This is a genomic window from Agromyces kandeliae, from assembly GCF_009674665.1.
GTDB classification, from domain to species: Bacteria; Actinomycetota; Actinomycetes; order Actinomycetales; family Microbacteriaceae; genus Agromyces; species Agromyces kandeliae.
The window spans coordinates 494,788-514,881 of the sequence record NZ_WKJD01000012.1 but is presented as its reverse complement, the minus strand read 5'-3'; the positions used below and the strand labels follow the sequence as shown (position 1 = coordinate 514,881).

Below are 20,094 nucleotides of genomic sequence, written 5' to 3'. Positions count from 1 at the left end.
GATCGAGTGGTCGAGCGTCTCGCGCGAGGCATCCGGATCGTACTTCTGCGGGTCGTTCGCGCCCGTGCCGATGACGTTGTGCGTGTGGTGCGAGGTGTGGATGGTGATCGACTCGATGCGGTCGGGATCGTCGAGGATCAGCGGGTACTCGTCGTGGAGCTTCCGGGCCAGGTCGATGAGCGCCTGCGCCTGGTACTCGGCCGAGTGCTCCTTCGTGTACGAGTCGAGGATGGCGCGCTTGGCCTCGCCGGTCTCCGGCAGCGGCACCTCGTAGGTCGCCTCGGGGCCGCCGAGGAGCCACGCGATCACGCCGTCCTCTCCCTCGTAGATCGGCACGGGGCTGGTCTCGCCGCGCATCGCGCGATCGACCGACTCGACGGCCATCTTGCCCGCGAACGCGGGCGCGTACGCCTTCCACGTCGAGATCTCGCCCTTGCGCGACTGGCGCGTCGCGGTGGTCGTGTGCAGCGCCTGCCCGACGGCCTGGAAGATCGTCTCCTGGTCGAGCCCGAGGAGCGTGCCGATGCCGGCCGCGGCCGACGGGCCGAGGTGGGCGACGTGGTCGATCTTGTGGGCGTGCAGCGTGATCGCCTTCACGAGGTCGACCTGGAGCTCGTACCCGGTCGCGATCCCGCGCACGAGGTCGCGCCCCGTGAGGCCCCGCGAGGCGGCGAGGTGCTGCGCGACGGCGACGATCGGCGGGATGTTGTCGCCGGGGTGCGAGTAGTCGGCGGCGAGGAACGTGTCGTGGAAGTCGAGCTCGCGCACGGCGACCCCGTTCGCCCACGCCGCCCACTCCGGCGAGGTCCGCCGCGCGGCATCCGCGCCGAAGACCGTCGCGCCGTCGCCGCCGATCGAGACGGGGTGCGCGAGCGCCTGGCTGCGGGCGGCCACGACGGGTCGACGCGCGAGGGATGCCGCGGCCACGGCCGCGTTGTCGATCACGCGGTTCACGACCATCTCGACGACCTCGTCGCCGACCTCCACGGGGTCGACGGCCACCCCGGCGAGCTGCCAGGCGAGCTGGCCCTCTCGCGCGAGGTTCTCATCGCTCCGGTGGGTACGCAGGTGGTGGATCTTCACGTCGCTCACGCTACCGGGCGCGGCCCCGGTCGCGCCGGAGCTTGACGGCGAGCTCCCTGCCGGGGCATGGGACGATGGAGGTGATGATCCCCACCGACACCGAGCACGTGGGCGCACGGACGATTCGCGACATCCGCCGCGACTTCCCGGCGTTCGCGGCATCCGGCGACGCCCGACCCACCGCGTACCTCGACTCGGCCGCCACCGCGCAACGCCCGACGGCCGTGCTCGACGCCGAACGCGACTACCTCGAGCACGACCTCGCGGCGGTGCACCGCGGCGCGAGCGCCGCCACTGGTCGATCGACGAGCCGCTTCGAGGAGGCGCGAGCCGACCTCGCCCGGTTCGTGGGCGCACGCGACGACCGCGAGATCGTGTGGGCGCAGAATGCCACCGACGCGCTGAACATGGTCGCGCTCGGCATCGCGGATGCGAGCGTCGGCATCGGCGGGGCGGATGCGGCGCGCTTCGCGCTGGACGCCGGCGACGAGATCGTGCTCACCGAGGCCGAGCACCACGCGAACCTGCTGCCGTGGCAGCGCGTGGCGCAGCGCACGGGCGCTCGGCTCGTGCCGGTGAAGGTCGACGAGCACGGCTGCTGGTCGCTCGACGACCTCGTGTCGGTGCTCACGCCGCGCACCCGCGTGGTCGCCTTCGCCGAGATCTCGAACGTGACCGGGCTCATCGTGCCGGTCGCCGACGTCGTCGCGGCCGTGCGGGCCCGGGCGCCGCGGGCGCTCGTCGTGCTCGACGCCTGCCAGTCGGTGCCGCATCGACCCGTCGACTTCGCGGGCTACGGCGTCGACTTCGCGGCGTTCTCGGGCCACAAGATGCTCGGCCCCAACGGCATCGGCGTGCTCTACGGCCGGGCCGAGCTGCTCGACGCGCTGCCGCCGGCGCGCACGGGCGGGTCGACGATCACGCGCGTCACCTTCGACACGGCCGAGTTCCTCCCCGCCCCGCAGCGGTTCGAGGCCGGCACCCAGCCGGTGTCGCAGGCGATCGGCCTGGCCGCGGCCGCCCGCTACCTCGAGGCGATGGGCATGGACGCCGTCGCCGCGCACGAGGACGCCTTCGCGGCGCGAGTGCTCGAGGGCGTCGCGGCGATCCCCGGGGTGCGCATCGTCGGCCCGCAGCCGGGGCGGGCACGCGCGGGACTCGTGAGCGTCGCCGTCGACGGCGTGCACGCGCACGACGTCGGCCAGTTCCTCGACGACGCCGGGCTCGTCGTGCGGGTCGGCCACCACTGCGCGCAGCCGTTGCACCGCGCGCTGGGCATCACTGCGACGACGCGCGCGAGCGCGCACGTCTACACGACCGCGGAGGAGGCCGACCGGTTCGTCGCCGCGCTCGGCGAGGTCCGCGGCTTCTTCGGACTCGGAACGGGAGCCGCGTGATGGCGAACCTCGAAGGCCTCTACCAGGAGATCATCCTCGACCACGCGAAGGCGCGGCACGGCGACGCCCCGCTCGAGGGCGCCGACGCCGAGCACCACGAGTTCAACCCGACGTGCGGCGACGAGATCACGCTCCGCGTGAAGCTCGACGGCGCCCACGAGCGCATCGACGCGGTCGCCTGGCAGGGCGACGGATGCAGCATCTCGATGGCGTCGGCGTCGGTGCTCACCGACCTCGTGGCCGGGCGGCCGGTCGACGAGGCCCTCGGCCTCGCCGAGGAGTTCCGCACGATGCTGCGCTCGAAGGGCGAGGGCGTGCCCGATGAAGAGCTGCTCGGCGATGCGATCGCGTTCCACGGCGTCTCGAAGTACGTCATGCGCATCAAGTGCGCGATGCTCTCGTGGGTCGCCCTCGAGGCGGCGGTCGCCAAGGCGCGCTGAGCGCTCCTCGTCGCGGCGCCTACATGCCCGGCACCGGCTGCGCGGCGTGCACCTCGATCTCGCAGCCGCCGGGCATCTTCAGGTGCGGATGCTCCTTGGCGAGCGCGAGGGCCGCGTCCATGTCGGCGGCGTCGATGACGGTGTAGCCGCTGACCTCGCGCGTGCTCGGCGCGGTCGAGCCGTCCGAGCTGACGCGGACGCCCTCGGCGAGGGGCGTGCCGAAGTCGACCATGTCGTCGCCGACCTTCGCCGCCCAGTCCATCCACTCGCCCATCACGGCGGCGGTCTGCTCGTCGGTGGGCGGGGTGGCATCGGCGGGGGTCATCGGGGCGTGGTAGACGAAGACGAAGCGTGCCATGGTGTCGGTCCTCTCGGAATCGCTGGCGGGCCTCCGGCCGGGGGCCCGCGGTGCCGGCGTCGTCGCCGGTACGGGGTGCGCGTCAGCCGGGCGACGGCTCGAAGACGGCGGCGATCGAGTCGAGGCATCCGCGCCAGCCCTCGCCGTGACGTTCCGCGGACTCGCTCGTCGAGAACCGCGTGTGCGTGATCCGGACGCGGGTGCCGTCGGCGTCGTCGGCGAAGCGGACCTCGACGAGCGTCTCCTCGTCGGACCCGTCCCAACGCCAGGTGAAGCTCAGGCGATCCATCGGGTCGACGTGGACGAAGGTGCCCGAGGTGGCGTAGGTCGCGTCGGGCGCGTGCATCTCGAATCGGTAGGAGCCGCCGGGCCTCGGGTCGATCGTGGCGACGGTCTCGCTGTATTCGGTGACGGACGGTCGCATCCAGCGGGCCGCGTGCGCGGCGTCGGTCCAGAGCGACCACATGGTCGTCCGGTCGATCGCGAACGTGCGCTCGATGTCGAAGACGGCGTCAGGCATCGGAGTCGTCCTCCAGGTTCGCGATGTACGAGTCGAGTGCGTCGAGTCGGGCGGTCCAGTACTCGCGTGCACGACCGATCCACTGCTGGGCCTCTGCGAGCGCGACGGTGTCGAGCACGAGCCGACGCTCGCGACCGTCGCCGACCCGTCGGACGAGTCCGGCCTTCTCGAGCGCCGCGGTGTGCTTGTTGAGCAGCTGCGGGGAGACGCCTCGGTCGACGGCCACCTGGGACATTCGCGGCGAGTCGGCCCTGGCTGCGAGGTAGACGACGAGGTCGCGGCGCGACCGGTGCGAGAGCGCCGCGAAGACCGCGTCGAGTCGGGCGGCGTCGGCGTCGTGGTCGACGCCGACGCCCACCGGGGCGCGGGGCCCGCTCCCACCCGCTGAATAAACCATGTGGTTTATTATTCGCCGAGCCTCGGACGAGCACAACCCCGGTCGGTCAGGCGCGGTCGGCCCAGACCGGATCGTGCAGCTGCTCCTCGAGCACGCGCGCGGGCAGGCTCGCGGGCACGTCGTCGAGCGTCGGCGGATCCCACGTGGGCGAACGGTCCTTGTCGATCACCTGAGCCCGGATGCCCTCGTGCAGGTCGTGCTGGCCGATGAACCACGACACGGCCCGGAACTCCTGCTCGAGCGCGTCCTCGAGGCTCGGCAGCGTGCGGGCCCGACGCACCGCCTCGAGCGTGATCGCGAGCGCCGTCGGCGAGAGCGTCTCCAGTTCGTCGGCGGCCGCCGCGGCATAGGCCTGCGCAGGCTGGGCCGACGGATGCCGCGGCTCCCCGGCCTCGTCGGGCGAGCCCGCCGCCGACGCGGGCGCAGACCCCGCGACATCCGCTCGCCCGTCGGCGAACGCCCGCAGGCGGTCGATGATGCCGTGCACGGTCGGCGCCGAGAAGCAGGCGTCGACCCAGGGGCGCGCCGCGGCGAGCGCCGACGGCCCGGGCGTCTCGTCGAAGAGCATGACGATCTCGGAGGGCGTGCCCGGGTCGGCGCGCTCCTCGAGCGCCTGCAGCAGGTGCGGGATGCTCTCGCTCGGCACGAACGCATCGGCGAAGCCGGCGTGCATGGCGTCGGCGGCGTCCATCGTGCGCGAGTTCAGCGCGAGGTGCGTGCCGAGTTCGCCCGGGGCGCGGCCGAGCAGCCACGTGCCGCCCACGTCGGGCGTGAACCCGATCCGGGTCTCGGGCATCGCGACCCGCGAGCGCTCGGTGACGATGCGGATCGACGCGTGCCCCGCGAGGCCGATGCCCCCGCCCATCGTGATGCCGTCCATGATCGCGACGACGGGCTTCGGGTACCGCGCGATCGCCGCGTTCAACCGGTACTCGTCGCGGAAGAAGCGCAGCGCCTCGGCGACGTGGCCCCCTGTCGCGTACATGTAGAGCTCGCGGACGTCGCCGCCCGCGCAGAACCCGCGCTCGCCGGCCCCGTCGAGCACGACCATCGAGACCTCGGGGTCGTGCCGCCACGCGTCGAAGACCGCGGTGAGCGCACGGATCATCTCGTAGCTCAGGGCGTTCAGGGCCTGCGGCCGCTCGAGCGTGAGGTGGCCGACGCCGTCGGCGACGCTCGCGGAGATGTGCTCGCTCACGGTGCAACGGTAGCGGCATCCCCGCACGCGGCGTAGCGTCGGGCGCGGGAGGGACCATGATCGAATCCGCGTTCCCGATCGTCGAGGTGCCGGACATGGAGGCCGCGATGCGGTTCTATCGCGACGGGCTCGGGGCCACCGTGACGTACCGGTATCCGCCGGAGGGCGAGCCGCTCTTCGCGACCCTGCAGACGGGCTCGTCCCAGGTCGGCCTGGGCCTCGCCGACGGTTCGACGGCCGGTGAGGGCGCCGGCATCCTGCTCTGGTTCTACGTCGACGACGTCGATGCGGTCACGACGTCGCTCGCCGAGGCCGGCTTCCTCGTCGTGGAGGAGCCCTCGGACAGCGAGTGGGGCGAGCGCGTGTCGCTCGTGTCCGACCCGTTCGGCACACGCGTCCGATTGGGCCAGCCGATCGCGCCGCAGCCCGACGAGGAGTAGCCCGGACCGGGCAGGCGTAGGATCCCGACGTGGTCCCCGCATCCAACCTCTGGGCCTTCGTGCTGGCCTCGATCGTGCTCATCGTGATCCCGGGGCCGAGCGTCCTGTTCGTCATCGGACGGTCGCTCGCGCTCGGACGGATGGGCGGCCTGCTGAGCGTCCTCGGGAATGCGATCGGCATGCTGCCGCTCGTCGCGGCCGTCGCGCTCGGCGTCGGCACGGTCGTCGCGCAGTCGGTCGCGCTGTTCACCGCGATCAAGCTCGGCGGCGCGCTGTACCTCGTCTACCTCGGCGTGCAGGCGATCCGGCATCGAGCGGATGCCGCCGACGCGGTGACCCGCCAGGTCGCGGAGCGCTCCCCGTGGCGCCTCCTCGGCGAGGGCGTCGTGGTGGGCGTCACGAACCCGAAGACGATCGCGTTCTTCGTCGCCGTGCTGCCGCAGTTCGTCGACTTCCACGCCGGCGCCATCCCGATGCAGATGGCGATGCTCGGCACCGCGTTCGTGGTGCTCGCGCTCGCGTGCGACTCGGCCTGGGCGCTCGCGGCCGGGACGGCTCGGGACTGGTTCGCGCGTTCGCCGCGCCGGGCCTCGCACCTGGCCGCGACGGGCGGGGTCATGATGATCGGTCTCGGCGGCGTGCTCGCACTGTCGGGGAACGAGCACTAGGGCGGCCGGGACGAGAAGGACCACCACCGAGGATCGGAGGAGCGATGGGCGAGGCACGACGATGGAGCGACCTCAGTCGCGGACAGCAGGTCAGGGGAATCATCGGCGCCGTCATCCAACTGGCGCTCGCGTCCGCCGCATGGGCCGACCTGGCCCGACGCGACGAACGGGACGTGAACGGCCGCAAGTGGGTGTGGGCGATCGTGATCGCCGTGAACTACATCGGCCCGATCTCGTACTTCCTGTTCGGTCGGCGGGTCGACTGACCCCGCTCAGTCGCGGTTGACGGTGCCGGTGAGGATGCCGCGCGCGAGCGCGTGCGCGAAGCAGCGGATGCCGAGGACCGCGGGCGTCGACGCGGGATCGAGCTCGAGGCTCGGCACGTCGAGCGCGTGCACGACGAACACGTAGCGGTGCTCGCCCGTGCCGCGCGGCGGCGCCGCGCCGCCGAAGCCGCGCACGCCGTCCTCGTTCGCGAGCACCATCGCGCCGTCCGGCAGCGGCGGTCCGCCGGGCGCTCCGACGCCCGCCTCGAGGCTCGTCGCCTCGAGCGGCAGGTTGAGCACCGCCCAGTGCCACCAGCCGGAACCGCTCGGGGCGTCGACGTCGAGGCAGGTCACCGCGAATCCCCGGGTGCGCTCGGGGAACCCGCTCCACGACAGCTGCGGCGAGCGGTCCACGCCGCCCGCGGCGTGACTCCACTGCGGACGGGCGAGCGGCCCGCCGTCGACGAAGTCGGTGCTCGTCACGGCGAACGCCTCCACGGGTCGGAGCTTCTGCAACGCGTCGTAGGGGTCCACGTCGAGCATCGTCGTCCTCCTCGGCAGCGCCGGGCCGACGGCCCGGTCGGCGGTCGAGGTCAGGGTACGTCCGAGCGGATGCCGCCTCCCGAGCACACGCCGCGTCGCGGCATCCGCCCAGCCATCGCGCCTAGGATCTCGGGGTGCCGCTCGCCAAGATCATCCTGTTCTACGCCTTCACGCCGCTCGCCGACCCCGACGCGATCCGGCTCTGGCAGCGCGACCTCGCCGAGTCCCTCGGGCTCCGCGGGCGCGTGCTCGTCTCGAAGGACGGGCTGAACGGCACGCTCGGCGGCGAGATGGGCGCGCTGAAGCGCTACGTGCGGAAGACGAAGGAGCATGTCGGGTTCCGCGGGCTCGACGTGAAGTGGAGCGAGGGCACCGGGCTCGACGACGAGGGCCGGAGCGTCGACTTCCCGAAGCTCAGCGTCAAGGTGCGCGACGAGATCGTCTCGTTCGGCGCACCGGGCGAGCTCCGCGTGGACGGGTCGGGCGTGGTCGGCGGCGGCGCGCGGCTGTCCCCCGACGCCCTGCACGACCTCGTCGCCGAGCGTGGCGACGAGGTCGTCTTCTTCGACGGCCGCAACGCGGTCGAGGCCGCGATCGGCCGGTTCCGCGACGCGATCGTGCCGCCGACCGAGACCACGCGCGACTTCGTCGGGCTGCTCGACTCGGGCGCGTACGACCACCTGAAGGGGCGGCCGGTCGTGACCTACTGCACCGGCGGCATCCGGTGCGAGGTGCTCTCGAGCCTCATGGCGAACCGCGGGTTCGGCGAGGTGTACCAGCTCGAGGGCGGCATCGTCCGCTACGGCGAGCGCTTCGGCGACGACGGGCTGTGGGAGGGCTCGCTCTACGTGTTCGACGGGCGCGGCTCGGTGGACTTCAGCGACCACGCCGCGGTCGTGGGCGTCTGCGAGGGCTGCGGTGCGGCGACGAACCGCATCGTGAACTGCACGGATGCCTCGTGCCGGGCGCAGCTCGTGCGCTGCGAGGCGTGCACGACGGCGCAGTGCGCCGAGCACGCGGCATCCGTCGCCTGACCCGGCGGGCCCGCACCGCGGGCGCAGTCGCGGATCAGGGATCGCCCGCCCGCCAGCCGCCCGCGCCCGATACGCCGTCGAGGAGCGACACGGCGAAGCGGTCGACGTGCTCCGCCTCGTTCGACAGCACGACCACGGCCTGCCCCGCCGCGCGATCGACGAACAGGGCGGCGGCGAAGCCGCTCGTGATGGCCCTCGTGCCGGTCAGCGTGCGGTCGCCGTCGCGGGCGAGGAACCAGAGGTAGCCCATGCGCTGCTGCGAGTTCGGGCCGTCGGCCGCCGGCTCGAGCGCCGCGCTGCCGGCGAGCGGGCCGTCGAGGACCGCGCGCGCCAGGGCGATGAGGTCCGGCAGCGTGGCGTGCAGGCCGAACGTGGGTCCCCAGCCGGCGCCCGTCCACGCCTGCGCCGGGTCGCCCCGCGCGGTGTACCCGCCCGCGTACGCGGGTGAGACGTCGGCCGGGTCGACGGGCACGTCGGCCCCGTCCATGCCGAGGGGGCCGAGCAGCCGGTCCCGCACGAGCGTCGGGTAGTCGGTGCCGGCGGCGGCGGCGAGCCCGTGCCCCAGCAGCGCCGCGCCGAGGGAGCTGTAGACCGCGCGACCGGTGGGTTCCGCCGACTCGCGGGCGGCGAGCGCGAGGAGCTCGTCGACGGTGAGGGGTGGGAGCGACCTGCCCGTCGCGACCGTCTCGCTGATCGCGATCAGCAGGTCCTCGTCGCTCGTGATCGGCGGCAGGCCGGCACGGTGGGTGGCGAGTTCCTCGAGCGTGCGTCCGGCCACCGGCGCGTCGCCGAGGGGCAGGTACCGCCCGACCGGGTCGTCGAGCGCCACCTCGCCTCGGTCGACCGCGATCGGCAGCAGCAGGCCGGTGAGCAGCTTCGTGATCGAGCCGACCTCGAACACCGTCTCCTCGTCGGCGGCCACGTACCCCGTGTGCAGGCCGTCCCCATCGACGATCGCGGCGGCGGCTCGATCGTGATCGCCGCCGAAGTGCTCCTCGAGCCGGCGGATCAGGCCGGGGTCGAGCTCGTCCTCGTAGAACTCGATGCAGCCCGTGAGCGCGACGGCGCCCATGGCGAGCACCGCGGCGAGGGCGGTGCGCCGTAGCCGAACGGCGAGCCGCACGCCCATGCTCGCAGGCTACGCCTGCTGCGGGCCGTCGTCACCGGGCCGGTCGTCGCGAGCTGCGCTGCCGGGCGAACGCGCGCGCGGGGCGGCTCGAGAGCGCGAGCAGCACGATGATGTCGAGCGCGACGGTCACGAGCGTCGTGCGCACCGTGACCTCGACGCTGCCCGTGAAGGACTCGGTCGCGGCCACGGTGATGTTGATCGTGGAGAAGAGCATCACGAGGATCCGCGAGAGGTTGCCGCCGAACCAGATCCGGACGGCGAACACCACCTGCACGGCGAGGAGGACGCCCATCACCACGAGCAGGACCGTGAGCGCGAGCTGGGCCGCCTGCTCGGTCTGCGCCGTCGCGTCGGCGTCGACCCCGAAGTCCTCCTGGAGCACCTGGTCCCACTGGAACGCGACCGCGACGAGCCACACGACGCCCGCGAGCACCCGGAGCACGACCACGCCCGCACCGAACGCCGTGGCGCCGGGTCGCGGCATCCGGGCCGGGACGGGCTGCGCCTCGGCGAGCCGGAGCGGCGGTTCGAATGCGATGCGCTTCTCGACCGTGCGCGTCGGGGCCGGTCCCGCAACGGCCGACGCGGCGGCACCCGACGCGTCCGCCGTCCGGTCGTCGCGCGGCCCGGGATCGGGCCGCCCCACCACGACGACGGGGAGGTCGCCGTCGGTCCGGATGGTGTCGCCGCCGCCGTTGCGCGAGTGGTATCCGGTGGAGAAGTCGCGGAGCACCTCGAGCCGGGCGTCGGGCACGGCGTCGCGGACCGTCGCGACGATGTGGTCGCGCTCCACGTCGATGTCGGCGTCGATCTTGTGCGTGACCTGCAGCGTGAACAGCGAGAACCCGACCGCGCGGTCGAACGTGCCCGCCGCGAGCCAGTCGACCCGACGGCCGCCCGGGAGGAGCCATCCGTCGGGCGTCCGCCAGAACCGCACGTGGTGGCGCTTCGCCGGGTTGCCCGCGACCTCCTGCTGGTACGCGAAGTCCTGCTTCCGGCCGAAGAGGAGGAGCGGGCTCACGGGCGCCTCGTCGTAGCTGCGGCGCGTGATCGTCGAGGCGATGATGCGCCAGCTCGACGCGAGCGTGACGTCGTCGGCGCGGGTCCATCCGGCCGCCCGCATGGCGTCGTGCAGCGCCTGCTCCGGTCCGTCGAAGGCGAGGTTCACCGGGTCGCCGAGGAGGCCGTCGCTCGTCCGCGTGCGGCCGATGAAGTAGTCGGGCACGTAGATCGTGGTGAGGATGCGATGCAGGCGCGGCAGCACCAGGTAGGCGAGCACGAGCCAGAAGACGAGGAAGAAGCCGATCCCGACCCATCCGAGGCTGAAGGACTGGTTGAGCAGCAGCCAGGCCAGCCAGACCGCGGCGAGGCCGGCGTACACGAAGAAGAAGCCATCGAGCATGCGCGTGAACGACAGCCGCTCCGGCATCGGGGGCGGCGGTCGGTCGTCCGTCGGCGCCGCGACCGGCTCGCCGCCGCCCCGACGCGCTCGGCGCCGTGCGTCGGTCGAGCCGCGCTCCCGCATGCCTGCATGCTAGCCCGGACCCGAGCCGGCATGGTGGCGCGGGCCGGGAGTCGCTCAGGCCGGCCGGAACCCGGACGTCTCGGGCGGCGGGGCGTGCCGGATCATGAGGTGCCGCGTGACCGAGTAGTCGAGCAGCGGCTCGATCGACATGTCCTTGCCGAACCCCGAGCCCTTGACCCCGCCGTGCGGGGCCTCCGACGCGATCGGCAGGTGGTCGTTCACCCAGGTCACGCCGACGTCGAGCGACTGGCTGACGCGCATCGCGCGGGCGACGTCCGACGTCCAGACCGACGAGGCCAGGCCGTAGGCGCTGTCGTTCGCCAAGCGGATGCCGTCGGCCTCGCCGTCGAACGGCAGGGCGACGAGCACGGGCCCGAAGACCTCGCCCTGCACGATCTCCGACGACTGGGCGGCGCCCACGAGGAGGGTCGGCGCGTAGTACGAACCGGTGCGGTCGATCGCGTGGCCGCCGACGAGCGCCTCGGCGCCCTCGGCGACGGCACGGCGGACGAACCCGTCGACGCGGTCGCGGTGGCCGCGCGAGATCAGCGGACCGATGTGGGTGTCGGCGTCCATGGGATCGCCCGCGACGATGGCGCCGAGCGCCTGCCGGAGCGCGGCGACGCCGCCATCGAACACCGAGCGCTCCAGGTAGACGCGGGTGGCCGCGGTGCAGTCCTGGCCGGTGTTGTACGTCGCGCCGAGCGCGACCGCCTGGGCCATCGCGCCGAGGTCGGCGTCGGCGAACACGATCACGGGCGCCTTGCCGCCGAGTTCGAGGTGCACGCGCTTGACGCCCTCGACGGCGCCGCGCATGACCGCCTTGCCGGTCTGCGTCGATCCGGTGACGCTCACCATGTCGACCTCGGAGTGCGCGACGAGTGCCTGGCCGACCTCGGCGTCGCCCGTGACGACGTTGAAGAGGCCCGCCGGGAGGCCCGACTCGACCGCGAGCTCGGCGAGGCGCAGCGTGGTGCGCGGCGTCGCGGGCGCGGGCTTCACGATCACGGCGTTGCCCGCGGCGAGCGCCGGCCCCGCCTTCCAGATCGCCATGATGAGCGGGAAGTTCCACGGCGTGATGCCCGCGACGACGCCGACCGGCCGGCGCGTGAGGATCGACGTGTAGCCGTTCGACAGTGAGCCCGCCCCGGTACCGTCGAGCGACCGCGCCGCGCCCGCGAAGAACCTCAGGTTGTCGACGGCGAAGGGCAGTTCGCCGTCGAACGCGGTCGTCCAGGGCTTGCCGGAGTCCTCGACCTCGAGCGTCGCGAGCCGCTCTCCGTCGGCCTCGATCGCATCGGCGAAGCGGAGCAGCGCGAGCGAGCGCTCCCCCGGCGTCTTCGCCGCCCAGTCCGGCTGCGCGGCGCGGGCCGCGGCCGCCGCCTCGCCGACGTCGGCGAGGCCGGACTCGCGGTACGCGGCGACCTCCTCCTCGCTCGCGGGGTTCACGATGACGGCGTCGCCGCCGGTGCCGGCGCGGTACTCGCCGATGAAGGTGCCGGTGGTGGTCATGGGGTGGTGCCTTTCAGGAGTTGAAGCCGAGGCCGAAGCGGTCGAGCGTGCGCAGCCACAGGTTGCGGCGCCCCTCGTGCGCGTCGGCGGCGAGGATGCTGCGCCGGGTGTACTGGATGATCGGGTTCCGGAACGGCTCGGGCGGGACGGGGAACGGCCGGCGGCGCACGATGTCGTACCGGAGCCGCGAGGTCGGCCGTCCCGCGAGGAGGTCGAGGGCGACGTCGGCGCTGAACCGGGAGGCGCCGACGCCGAGGCCGGTGTGCCCGACCGCGTAGGCGACCCGGCCGGCGCGTGCGGTGCCGTAGGCGGCGGTGAACCGGGTCGTCGAGTCGATCGGCCCCGCCCAGCGGTGCGTGAACCTCACGCCGTCGAGCTGCGGGAACGTCTGGGCGAAGTGCCGCGCGAGCAGCGCGTGCGAGCCGCCCTGCTGCTCGTAGGACGCGTCGACGCGTCCGCCGCGGTGGTAGACCGCGTCCCAGCCGCCGAACAGGATTCGCCCGTCGGCGGTGGGTCGGTAGTAGTGGAACTGGTTGCCCGCGTCGGTGAGCCCCTGCCCCTCGCTCCACCCGATCGATTCGCGTCGGGTGGCGGTGAGCGGCTCGGTCATCAGCACGTGGTCGTAGAGCGGCATGATGTACGACCCGAGGCGCCGCAGTGGCCCCGGGTACGCGGCCGTCGCGACGATCGCCCCGCGCGCGACCACCTCTCCGCGATCCGTCCGCGCGACCACGCCCGCGCCGTCGCGCTCGAGGCCGAGCACGCGCGACCCGTCGTGGATGCGGACTCCTCGTCGCTCGAGTTCGGCCGCCATGCCCCACGCGAGGCGCGCGGGATCGACGAGCACGGTGCCGAGGCGGTCGCGCAGTCCCGCGAGGTAGGTCGGCGAGTGCACGTCGGCCTGCACCTCGTCGCGCGACTGCAGCTCGAGGGCGACACCGTGGCGGGCGCCGAGCTCGGCCGCCTCGCGGAGGCCGGCGACCTGCCACTGCTCGACCGCGAGGGTCGTCTTGCCGACGCGCCGCAGGTCGCAGTCGATGCCCGCCGCGTCGATGGTCGCGACGAGGTCGGCGAGGTTGCGCTCCCCCTCGTCGTGCAGCGCCCCGACCTGGTCGGGCCAGACCATGGTGCCGTGCGCGAGGCCGTGCGTCAGCGACGATGCGACGAACCCGCCGTTGCGACCGCTGGCCCCGTAGCCGACGCGCTCGGCCTCGAGCACGACGACGGATGCCGCGTCGCCGCGTTCGAGCGCCCGCCACGCCGCCCACAGCCCGGTGAACCCGGCGCCGACGACGACGAGGTCGGCCTCGTGCCGGCCGGCCAGGGCCGGCCGCTGGGCCGGCGCCTCGGGACGGTCGGTCCAGTACGGCTTCGGTTCGGCGTCCGCGATCGCCGCGACCGCGGCATCCGTCGTCGACGGGCTCACTCGGCCCCCGCGGAGGCGGCGCCGATGCCGGCGCCGACCGGGAGCCCGACGCCCGCGATGATCTCGGCGGCCTTCGCGACGCCGTGCCGCGAACGGATCGCGGCACCGGCCGCCTCGGAACGCGCACGGAGCGCATCGTCGGCGAGGATCCCCCTGACGGCTGCGCGGAGCTCGTCGGGCGTGAAGCCGTAGGTGTCGAGTCGGCGCCCGTAGCCCTGCTCGTCGACGCGCTGGGCGTTGTCGTACTGGTCCCAGAAGAGCGGGAGCAGGATCATCGGCTTGCCGAAGTGCATGGCCTCGGTCGTGGTGTTGTTGCCGCCGTGCGTGATGACCAGGTCGGCGAGCGGCAGGAGCTTGGTCTGCGGGAGGAACTCCGCGCCCCACATGTTCTCGGCGAGCTCGAACTCGTCGTGCAGCGGCCCCTTCGAGACGATCACGTCGACCGGCAGCTCGGCGAGCGCGGCGATGACCCGCTTCATGAGATCGACGTCGGCCGAGCCGAGCGAGCCGAGGCTGAAGTAGACGAGCGGGCGGCTGTCGTCGGTGAACGATGCCGGCAGGTCGGCCGGCGCCTGCTCGGTCTCGCGGACCGAGGAGTCGAGGCGGTGCCAGCTCTCGTCGAGCGGTCGCTCGTCGGTGTAGTCGAGCTCCTCGGGGAAGACGTAGAGGTTCGCGTCGCCCGTGTGGATGAACTCGAGGTCGGGCAGCGGCGGCGCGCCCTGCTCCTGCACCCAGGCGTCGAAGGACTCCCACAGCGGGCGGTGGGTGCGCTCGTATTCGGCGCGGAACGCCGCCCAGCCCTCGCGGTCGTCCTTGCCGAGGCCCGAGAACACCGGCGCGATGCCGTCGCCCGGGACCTCGAGCGGGTTGCAGCTGACGATGCGCACGAACGGGACGCCCGCAGTCACGAGTGCGGGGAAGGTGAGCACGTTGTCCTCGATGATCACGTCGGGCTGCACGCGACCGATGATCGCCCGCAGCTGCGGCTCGCAGTACTTGGCGCCGTTGACGAGTTCCTCCCAGATCGGCAGCGTCACGGTCTCGAGCTGCTCGGCGGTCGTCTTCCGGAACTCCGGCGCGACCTCCTTGATGTAGTCCTTCCAGAACTGGCCGGCGTCCTGCTCGGCCTCCTCGGCGCCCTCGGCCGGTTCCTCGACCGGGGCGAGGTCGACGAGGTCCTCCTCGAACCCGAGGGCCGTGAGCTTGCCCTGCCACGATCGCTCGGCGGCGAAGACCACCCGGTGTCCCTGCTTCAGCAGCTCGTTGGCGATGCCGATGCAGTTGTTGGTCGGGCCGTAGGCGCTCTCGGGCATGAAGAGGAAGGTGCGGCGAGCGTCGGACATTTCGACTCCGTTCATCGATTCTTTGCAGCAGGTTATAGAGAATTCAGCACGCCGGAAACCCTGTTTTTCTAGGAGATTCCGGGCTAACATTGCGTGGCAGTGCAGATAATCTGTCCGCTCGGGAGGGAGCACCATGGCGAGGCCCAAGCGACAGGAGGAACGTCGGAGCCAGCTGGTGGCCGCGGCGCAGCGCGCGATCGCGGCGCACGGGCCCGACGGCGCGCGCCTCAACCGCGTGGCCGAGGAGGCCGGGCTCACCTCCGGCGCGGTGCTGTACTACTACCCCGACATCGACGAGCTGATGTTCGAGGCGAACCGGGCCGGCATGGAGCGCTTCTACGAGGGCCGCGTGCGCATGCTCGAGAGCCTGCCCGACGACCCCGTCGCACGCCTCGTCGCACTCATCGACTCGGGCCTGCCGAGCGGTTCCGACGACACCGAGGTGCGCCTGCTCTGCGAGCTCGGCGGATCGGCGGGCCGCAACCCCCTCATGGCCTCGCTGCTCACCACGCTCTACGACCGGCAGGTCGGCATGTACCAGGTCGTGCTCGAGCAGGGCGCCGCGCGCGGGCTGTTCGCGCTCGCGCAGCCGACGCTCGTGATCGCGCGCAACCTCGTCGCGCTCGAGGACGCGTACGGCTACCGCATCGTCGCCAAGCACCCCACGCTCGATCGCGCCGCGGCGGCCGAGCTGCTGCGCGAGTACGCGCGACTGGCGACGGGTCACGCGCTGACGTCCTGAGACCTGGTCGGGGCGGATGCCTCGGCCGCATCGGGCGCGTCCGCGCCATCCGTCACCGTGATGGCGGTGGTCGGGACCGTGGTGCCGAACGACGGCGGCTGGGACGGATCGCGCGGCACGGCCGTCGCCCTGCCGAACGTCACGCCGACCTCGGCGCCGCGAGCCAGGCGCGTCGCGCCGTGCACGCTCGCGAGGAGCGGAGCCGGGAGACCCGGCACCTCGACCGAGATCGTCGATGCGCCGCCGAGGAAGTACGTGTCGACGACCGTGCCGCGCAGCCCGCCGGACACCTCCGTGCCGACCGTGACGTCCTCCGGCCGGACGACCGCGGTCGCGGGCGAGCCGACATCGAGGCTGTGGGCAGCCGGGACGAGCCCCATGCCGGGCACGGCGACCCCCTCCGCCGTCGCATCGCCGTCGAGCAGGTTGGCGGTGCCGATGAATGCCGCGACGAACCGCGACCCGGGGTCGGCGTAGAGCTCCTGCGGAGTCGCGAGCTGCTCGAGCCGGCCCTCGTTGAGCACCGCGATACGGTCGGCCATCGACATGGCCTCCTCCTGGTCGTGCGTCACGACCACGAAGGTGAGGCCGACCTCGTGCTGCAGCCGCTTGAGCTCGAGCTGCATCGACGCGCGCACCTGCCGGTCGAGCGCCGACAGCGGTTCGTCCAGCAGCAGCAGCTTCGGGCGCTTCACGATCGCGCGAGCGAGCGCGACGCGCTGCCGCTGCCCGCCCGAGAGCTGCGAGGGCCGGCGCTTGGCGAGGTGCCCGAGCCGGACGACCTCCATGACCTCGCCGACGCGCGTGCGGATCTCGGCCCGGCCGACGCCCTCGGCCTCGAGCCCGTAGGCGATGTTCCTCTCCACCGACAGGTGCGGGAAGAGCGCGTAGCTCTGGAACATCATGTTCACCGGCCGCTTGTGCGCTGGCAGGGGCAGCAGGTCGATGCCGTCGACGATGATGCGGCCGGCCGCGGGCGTCTCGAAGCCCGCGATCGAGCGCAGCAGGGTGGTCTTGCCGCAGCCCGACGGACCGAGCAGCGCGAAGAACTCGTTGTGGGCGATGTCGAGCGAGATGTCGTGCAGGGCGACGGTGTCGCCGTACACGGCGCGGACGCCGTCGACGCGGAGCAGTGGTTCGGCGGTCATCGGGAGGTTCCTGTCAGTCGGGTGAGGCGCTGCGCCGAGATCACCGCGACGATGCTCACGAGCAGCAGGAGGGTGGCGAGGGCGTTCACCTCGGGCGTGACGCCGAAGCGCACCATGGAGTAGATGACGATCGGCAGCGTCGGCTGGGTCGGGGCGGTCGTGAAGAACGCGATCACGAACTCGTCGAGCGAGAGGGTGAACGCCAGCAGTGCGCCCGCCACGATGCCCGGCGCGAGCTGCGGGAGCGTGATCCGCAGGAACGTCTTCGCGGGACCCATGCCGAGGTCGCGCGACGCCTCCTCGAGGCTGGGGTCGAGGTTCGCCATCCGGGCCAGCACGATCGCGGTCACGAACGCCGTCGCGAACACCCCGTGCGCGAGGATCACCGAGTGCAGCCCGAGCGTGAAGCTCAGCAGCGAGAAGAACGTCAGCAGCCCGATGCCGAGCAGCAGGTCGGGCAGGATCGCCGGAGCGATCGCGAACGCGCGGATGAGCCCGCCGCGCGTGTAGTGGTGGATGCCGTAGGCGAGCAGGGTCCCGAGCACGGTCGCGATGAGCGTGGCCCCGGTCGCGACGATGAGCGTGTTCACGAGGCCCTGCATCATCGCGCCGTCGGCGAAGAGCTCGGGATACCAGCGGAGCGAGAACCCGGTCCAGACGAAGAGGTTCCGCGACTCGTTGAAGCTCATCACGACGACCACGAGGATCGGCAGGTACAGGAAGACGTACCCGAGCCAGAGCGGCACGAGGATGCCGCGGGGTCGCCGACGACGCGCGACGGGCGTGCTCGGCGCGGGCGCGCCATCCGTCATCGCCGTCGCGTCGGCGCGCTCGGTCACGGCGGCGGTCGTCTCAGCCACGGCGCGGTCCTTCCGTGATGCGGCGCGAGACCGCCGCCTGGATCACGATCACGACGACCAGCAGCATCGTGAGCACGAGCGCGAGCGTCGCGCCGAACGGCCAGTCGCGGGCCTCGTAGAACTGGTCGCGCACGAGGTTGCCGACCATGACCGTCTTGCCGCCGCCGATGAGCTCGGGGATCACGAAGTTCGACATCGCCGGGACGAAGACGAAGATGCACCCCGTGAGCGCACCGGGCAGCGACAGCGGCAGCGTGACCGTGCGGAACGCGCGCCACGGTGACGCGCCGAGGTTCGTCGCGGCCTCGCGGAGCGACGGGTCGAGCTGCTGCAGCGACGCGTAGAGCGGCAGCACCATGAGCGGCAGGTACATGTAGAGGAGCCCGACGACGATCGCCTGCGGCGTGTAGAGCATCGAGATCGGCTCGTCGGTCAGCCCGATCGCCTGCAGCCACTGGTTCACGAACCCGGCGTTGTTGAGCAGGAGGATCCAGGCGTACGTGCGGATCAGGAAGTTGGTCCAGAACGGCAGCACGACGGCGACGAGGGCCACGGTGCGCCACTTCGGCGAGAGCCCGGCGATCGCGTACGCCATCGGGTAGCCGAGGAGCAGCGCCAGCAGCGTCACGACGAGCGCGAGCCCGATCGACTGCAGGATGACGCCGACGTAGAGCGGTTCGGCGAGCTTCGCCCAGTTGTCGAGCGTGAACTCGAAGACCAGGCCGCCGAACCGGCCGCGCTTGAAGAACGTGTAGAACGCAAGGAGCCCGACCGGGATCGCCATGAAGACGATCAGGAAGAGCATGCCCGGCGCGAGGAACGGCGCCGCGGCGAGCCCCCGCCGGGCGCGGTGGGCGCGCACGGCGGGGGTCGCCTGGGGGGTCGTCGTGGTCACGGCGCTCCGGGTCAGTTGGTCGCGAGGACTTCCGCGTTGAGGTCGACGTACTTCAGCGAGTCCTCGCCGAGGTCGACGATCACCTCCTGCTCGAAGAGCTCGTCGACCGTGATGCCGAGCGTCGGGTACGCCTCGATCAGCGTCGGGTCGAGGTCCTCCATGGCGACCTGGTTCGGCACCTTGTAGAGGATGTTCTCGGCGACCCAGGCCTGCACCTCGGGGTCGAGGATGTAGTTGATGAAGGCCATGGCGGCCTCCTTGCTCTCCGAGCTCTTCAGCACCGTCATGGTGTCGACCCAGAGGTCGGCGCCCTCCTCCGGCACCACGAAGGTGATGTCGGGGTTCTCGGCGATGCCGTAGTTGCACCAGCCGTCCCACGCCTCGACCAGCGCGGCCTCGCCGGAGACGAGCTTCGAGTAGAACGTCGTGTCGTCGTAGGCGAGGAGGGTCGGCTTGGTCTCGAGGAGCTGCGCCTTGGCGTCGTCGAGCTCGGCGTCGTCGGTCGTGTTCACCGAGTACCCGGCCGCCTTCAGCGCGGGCAGGGCGAGCCAGCGGTCGGTCGAGAGCATCGTGGTCTTGCCGACGAGCTCGTCGACCGGGTTCAGCAGGTCGTTCCACGACGTCGGGTCGAAGCCCGTCAGGTCGGGCCGGTAGCAGAGGCCCGTGGTGCCCCAGGCGTAGGGCTCGGAGTACACGTTGCCCTCGTCGTAGGCGAGTTCCATCGCCTCGGGGTAGAGGTTCGACTCGTTGGGGATGAGCTCCTTGTCGAGCTCCTGGAGGAGCCCCTGCTCGGCGAGCGCCTGCGCGTACTGGCCCGAGACGAACGCGACGTCGATGCCGGGGTCGGAGCTCGCCGTGAGCTTCGCGACGACGTCCTCGTTGGTGGCGTGGTTCACGATCGTGGTCTTCACGCCCGTGGCCTCCTCGAACTGCTCGGCGAGGTCCTCGGGGTAGTAGTCGGCCCAGATCGAGACGGTGAGCGTCTGCTCCGAGATGTCGGCGGTTCGGTCGATGTCGGACCCGTCGCCGCTGTCGCCGCCGGCGCAGGACGTGAGGGCGAGCGCGAGTGCAGCGGTGCCGGCCGCTGCGATGGAGATGCGACGCATGGTGGGCATGGGATACCTCCTGGGGACGTCGGAAAGGTTGAGGAATTGTTGCACCGGGCATCAA

The 20,094-nt window shown here is 72.2% G+C and carries 22 protein-coding genes; 7 read left to right on the top strand and 15 right to left on the bottom strand.

The genetic code is table 11. The features are described 5' to 3' along the window. Positions 1–1,083: MmgE/PrpD family protein (locus tag GJR97_RS09545; RefSeq protein ID WP_324613348.1), on the bottom strand; the 1,083-nt coding region annotated here is incomplete at its 3' end. Between the two features lie 83 nt (positions 1,084–1,166). Here GJR97_RS09545 and GJR97_RS09540 point away from each other — a divergent pair. Next, positions 1,167–2,480 carry an aminotransferase class V-fold PLP-dependent enzyme gene (locus GJR97_RS09540; RefSeq protein WP_195760652.1) on the top strand — a complete coding sequence of 438 codons (1,314 nt, stop codon included), beginning with the start codon at positions 1,167–1,169 and terminating at the stop codon, positions 2,478–2,480. Next, entirely contained in the window at positions 2,480–2,920 is a 441-nt protein-coding gene (gene sufU / locus GJR97_RS09535; protein ID WP_154346197.1) for a Fe-S cluster assembly sulfur transfer protein SufU, read from the top strand. Before GJR97_RS09540 ends, sufU begins: the two co-directional genes overlap by 1 nt. A gap of 19 nt (positions 2,921–2,939) precedes the next feature. Here the strand turns inward: sufU and GJR97_RS09530 are convergent, their stop codons facing one another. The 4 genes from GJR97_RS09530 to GJR97_RS09515 form a co-directional block, all read right to left on the bottom strand. Beyond that, the gene (locus GJR97_RS09530) at positions 2,940–3,278 is read right to left on the bottom strand and encodes a YciI family protein (protein WP_154346196.1); all 339 of its coding nucleotides are present in this window, start codon (positions 3,276–3,278) and stop codon (positions 2,940–2,942) included. Between the two features lie 82 nt (positions 3,279–3,360). Beyond that, on the bottom strand, positions 3,361–3,798 hold the full coding sequence (locus GJR97_RS09525) for an SRPBCC family protein (RefSeq protein ID WP_154346195.1): 438 nt from the start codon (positions 3,796–3,798) through the stop codon (positions 3,361–3,363). Beyond that, the gene (locus GJR97_RS09520) at positions 3,791–4,195 is read right to left on the bottom strand and encodes an ArsR/SmtB family transcription factor (protein ID WP_154346194.1); all 405 of its coding nucleotides are present in this window, start codon (positions 4,193–4,195) and stop codon (positions 3,791–3,793) included. The genes GJR97_RS09525 and GJR97_RS09520 overlap by 8 nt, the downstream gene beginning before the upstream one ends. A gap of 46 nt (positions 4,196–4,241) precedes the next feature. Next, positions 4,242–5,393, bottom strand: a complete 1,152-nt coding sequence (locus tag GJR97_RS09515; RefSeq protein WP_324613347.1) for an enoyl-CoA hydratase/isomerase family protein — start codon at positions 5,391–5,393, stop codon at positions 4,242–4,244. Positions 5,394–5,449: 56 nt separating this feature from the next. Between GJR97_RS09515 and GJR97_RS09510 the strand changes: the two genes are divergently transcribed. The 3 genes from GJR97_RS09510 to GJR97_RS09500 are packed head-to-tail and all read left to right on the top strand — an operon-like array spanning position 5,450 to position 6,767. Beyond that, on the top strand, positions 5,450–5,833 hold the full coding sequence (locus GJR97_RS09510) for a VOC family protein (protein WP_154346193.1): 384 nt from the start codon (positions 5,450–5,452) through the stop codon (positions 5,831–5,833). A gap of 29 nt (positions 5,834–5,862) precedes the next feature. Beyond that, positions 5,863–6,501, top strand: a complete 639-nt coding sequence (locus tag GJR97_RS09505) for a LysE family translocator (protein WP_324613346.1) — start codon at positions 5,863–5,865, stop codon at positions 6,499–6,501. Between the two features lie 44 nt (positions 6,502–6,545). Continuing rightward, complete coding sequence (locus GJR97_RS09500) at positions 6,546–6,767, top strand: PLD nuclease N-terminal domain-containing protein (RefSeq protein WP_154346192.1); 222 nt, start codon at positions 6,546–6,548, stop codon at positions 6,765–6,767. A gap of 6 nt (positions 6,768–6,773) precedes the next feature. Here the strand turns inward: GJR97_RS09500 and GJR97_RS09495 are convergent, their stop codons facing one another. Further along, complete coding sequence (locus GJR97_RS09495) at positions 6,774–7,310, bottom strand: YbhB/YbcL family Raf kinase inhibitor-like protein (protein ID WP_154346191.1); 537 nt, start codon at positions 7,308–7,310, stop codon at positions 6,774–6,776. 134 nt (positions 7,311–7,444) lie between these two features. Here GJR97_RS09495 and trhO point away from each other — a divergent pair, with 134 nt between their 5' ends. Beyond that, positions 7,445–8,344, top strand: coding sequence for an oxygen-dependent tRNA uridine(34) hydroxylase TrhO (gene trhO, locus GJR97_RS09490; RefSeq protein ID WP_324613345.1), 900 nt, complete (start codon positions 7,445–7,447; stop codon positions 8,342–8,344). Positions 8,345–8,378: 34 nt separating this feature from the next. On the opposite strand, the gene GJR97_RS09485 is transcribed toward trhO, so the two are convergent. Genes GJR97_RS09485 through GJR97_RS09465 form a run of 5 tightly spaced genes read right to left on the bottom strand, consistent with a single transcriptional unit; the run spans position 8,379 to position 15,294 of the window. After that, on the bottom strand, positions 8,379–9,473 hold the full coding sequence (locus GJR97_RS09485) for a serine hydrolase domain-containing protein (RefSeq protein ID WP_154346190.1): 1,095 nt from the start codon (positions 9,471–9,473) through the stop codon (positions 8,379–8,381). 31 nt (positions 9,474–9,504) lie between these two features. After that, the gene (locus GJR97_RS09480) at positions 9,505–10,998 is read right to left on the bottom strand and encodes an LssY C-terminal domain-containing protein (protein WP_324613344.1); all 1,494 of its coding nucleotides are present in this window, start codon (positions 10,996–10,998) and stop codon (positions 9,505–9,507) included. Between the two features lie 54 nt (positions 10,999–11,052). Further along, positions 11,053–12,510 (bottom strand): aminobutyraldehyde dehydrogenase, encoded by a 1,458-nt coding sequence (locus GJR97_RS09475; RefSeq protein ID WP_154346189.1) that lies wholly within the window; start codon positions 12,508–12,510, stop codon positions 11,053–11,055. A 13-nt stretch (positions 12,511–12,523) separates the two neighbouring features. Then, positions 12,524–13,936: an NAD(P)/FAD-dependent oxidoreductase gene (locus GJR97_RS09470; RefSeq protein WP_324613343.1), complete on the bottom strand. Its 1,413-nt coding sequence runs from the start codon at positions 13,934–13,936 to the stop codon at positions 12,524–12,526. Then, a complete protein-coding gene (locus GJR97_RS09465; RefSeq protein ID WP_229276136.1) occupies positions 13,933–15,294 on the bottom strand; it encodes a glycosyltransferase in 1,362 nt (453 codons plus the stop codon). The genes GJR97_RS09470 and GJR97_RS09465 overlap by 4 nt, the downstream gene beginning before the upstream one ends. Before the next feature lie 118 nt (positions 15,295–15,412). Between GJR97_RS09465 and GJR97_RS09460 the strand changes: the two genes are divergently transcribed. Further along, positions 15,413–16,021: a TetR/AcrR family transcriptional regulator gene (locus GJR97_RS09460; protein WP_154346188.1), complete on the top strand. Its 609-nt coding sequence runs from the start codon at positions 15,413–15,415 to the stop codon at positions 16,019–16,021. On the opposite strand, the gene GJR97_RS09455 is transcribed toward GJR97_RS09460, so the two are convergent. Genes GJR97_RS09455 through GJR97_RS09440 form a run of 4 tightly spaced genes read right to left on the bottom strand, consistent with a single transcriptional unit; the run spans position 16,003 to position 20,039 of the window. Then, positions 16,003–17,169, bottom strand: coding sequence for an ABC transporter ATP-binding protein (locus GJR97_RS09455; protein ID WP_154346187.1), 1,167 nt, complete (start codon positions 17,167–17,169; stop codon positions 16,003–16,005). The genes GJR97_RS09460 and GJR97_RS09455 overlap by 19 nt on opposite strands. Beyond that, a complete protein-coding gene (locus tag GJR97_RS09450) occupies positions 17,166–18,029 on the bottom strand; it encodes an ABC transporter permease (protein WP_324613342.1) in 864 nt (287 codons plus the stop codon). The genes GJR97_RS09455 and GJR97_RS09450 overlap by 4 nt, the downstream gene beginning before the upstream one ends. Next, positions 18,022–18,924, bottom strand: coding sequence for an ABC transporter permease (locus GJR97_RS09445; RefSeq protein WP_324613341.1), 903 nt, complete (start codon positions 18,922–18,924; stop codon positions 18,022–18,024). Before GJR97_RS09445 ends, GJR97_RS09450 begins: the two co-directional genes overlap by 8 nt. An 11-nt stretch (positions 18,925–18,935) precedes the next feature. Further along, a complete protein-coding gene (locus GJR97_RS09440; RefSeq protein WP_195760651.1) occupies positions 18,936–20,039 on the bottom strand; it encodes a polyamine ABC transporter substrate-binding protein in 1,104 nt (367 codons plus the stop codon). Positions 20,040–20,094 lie beyond the last annotated feature (55 nt).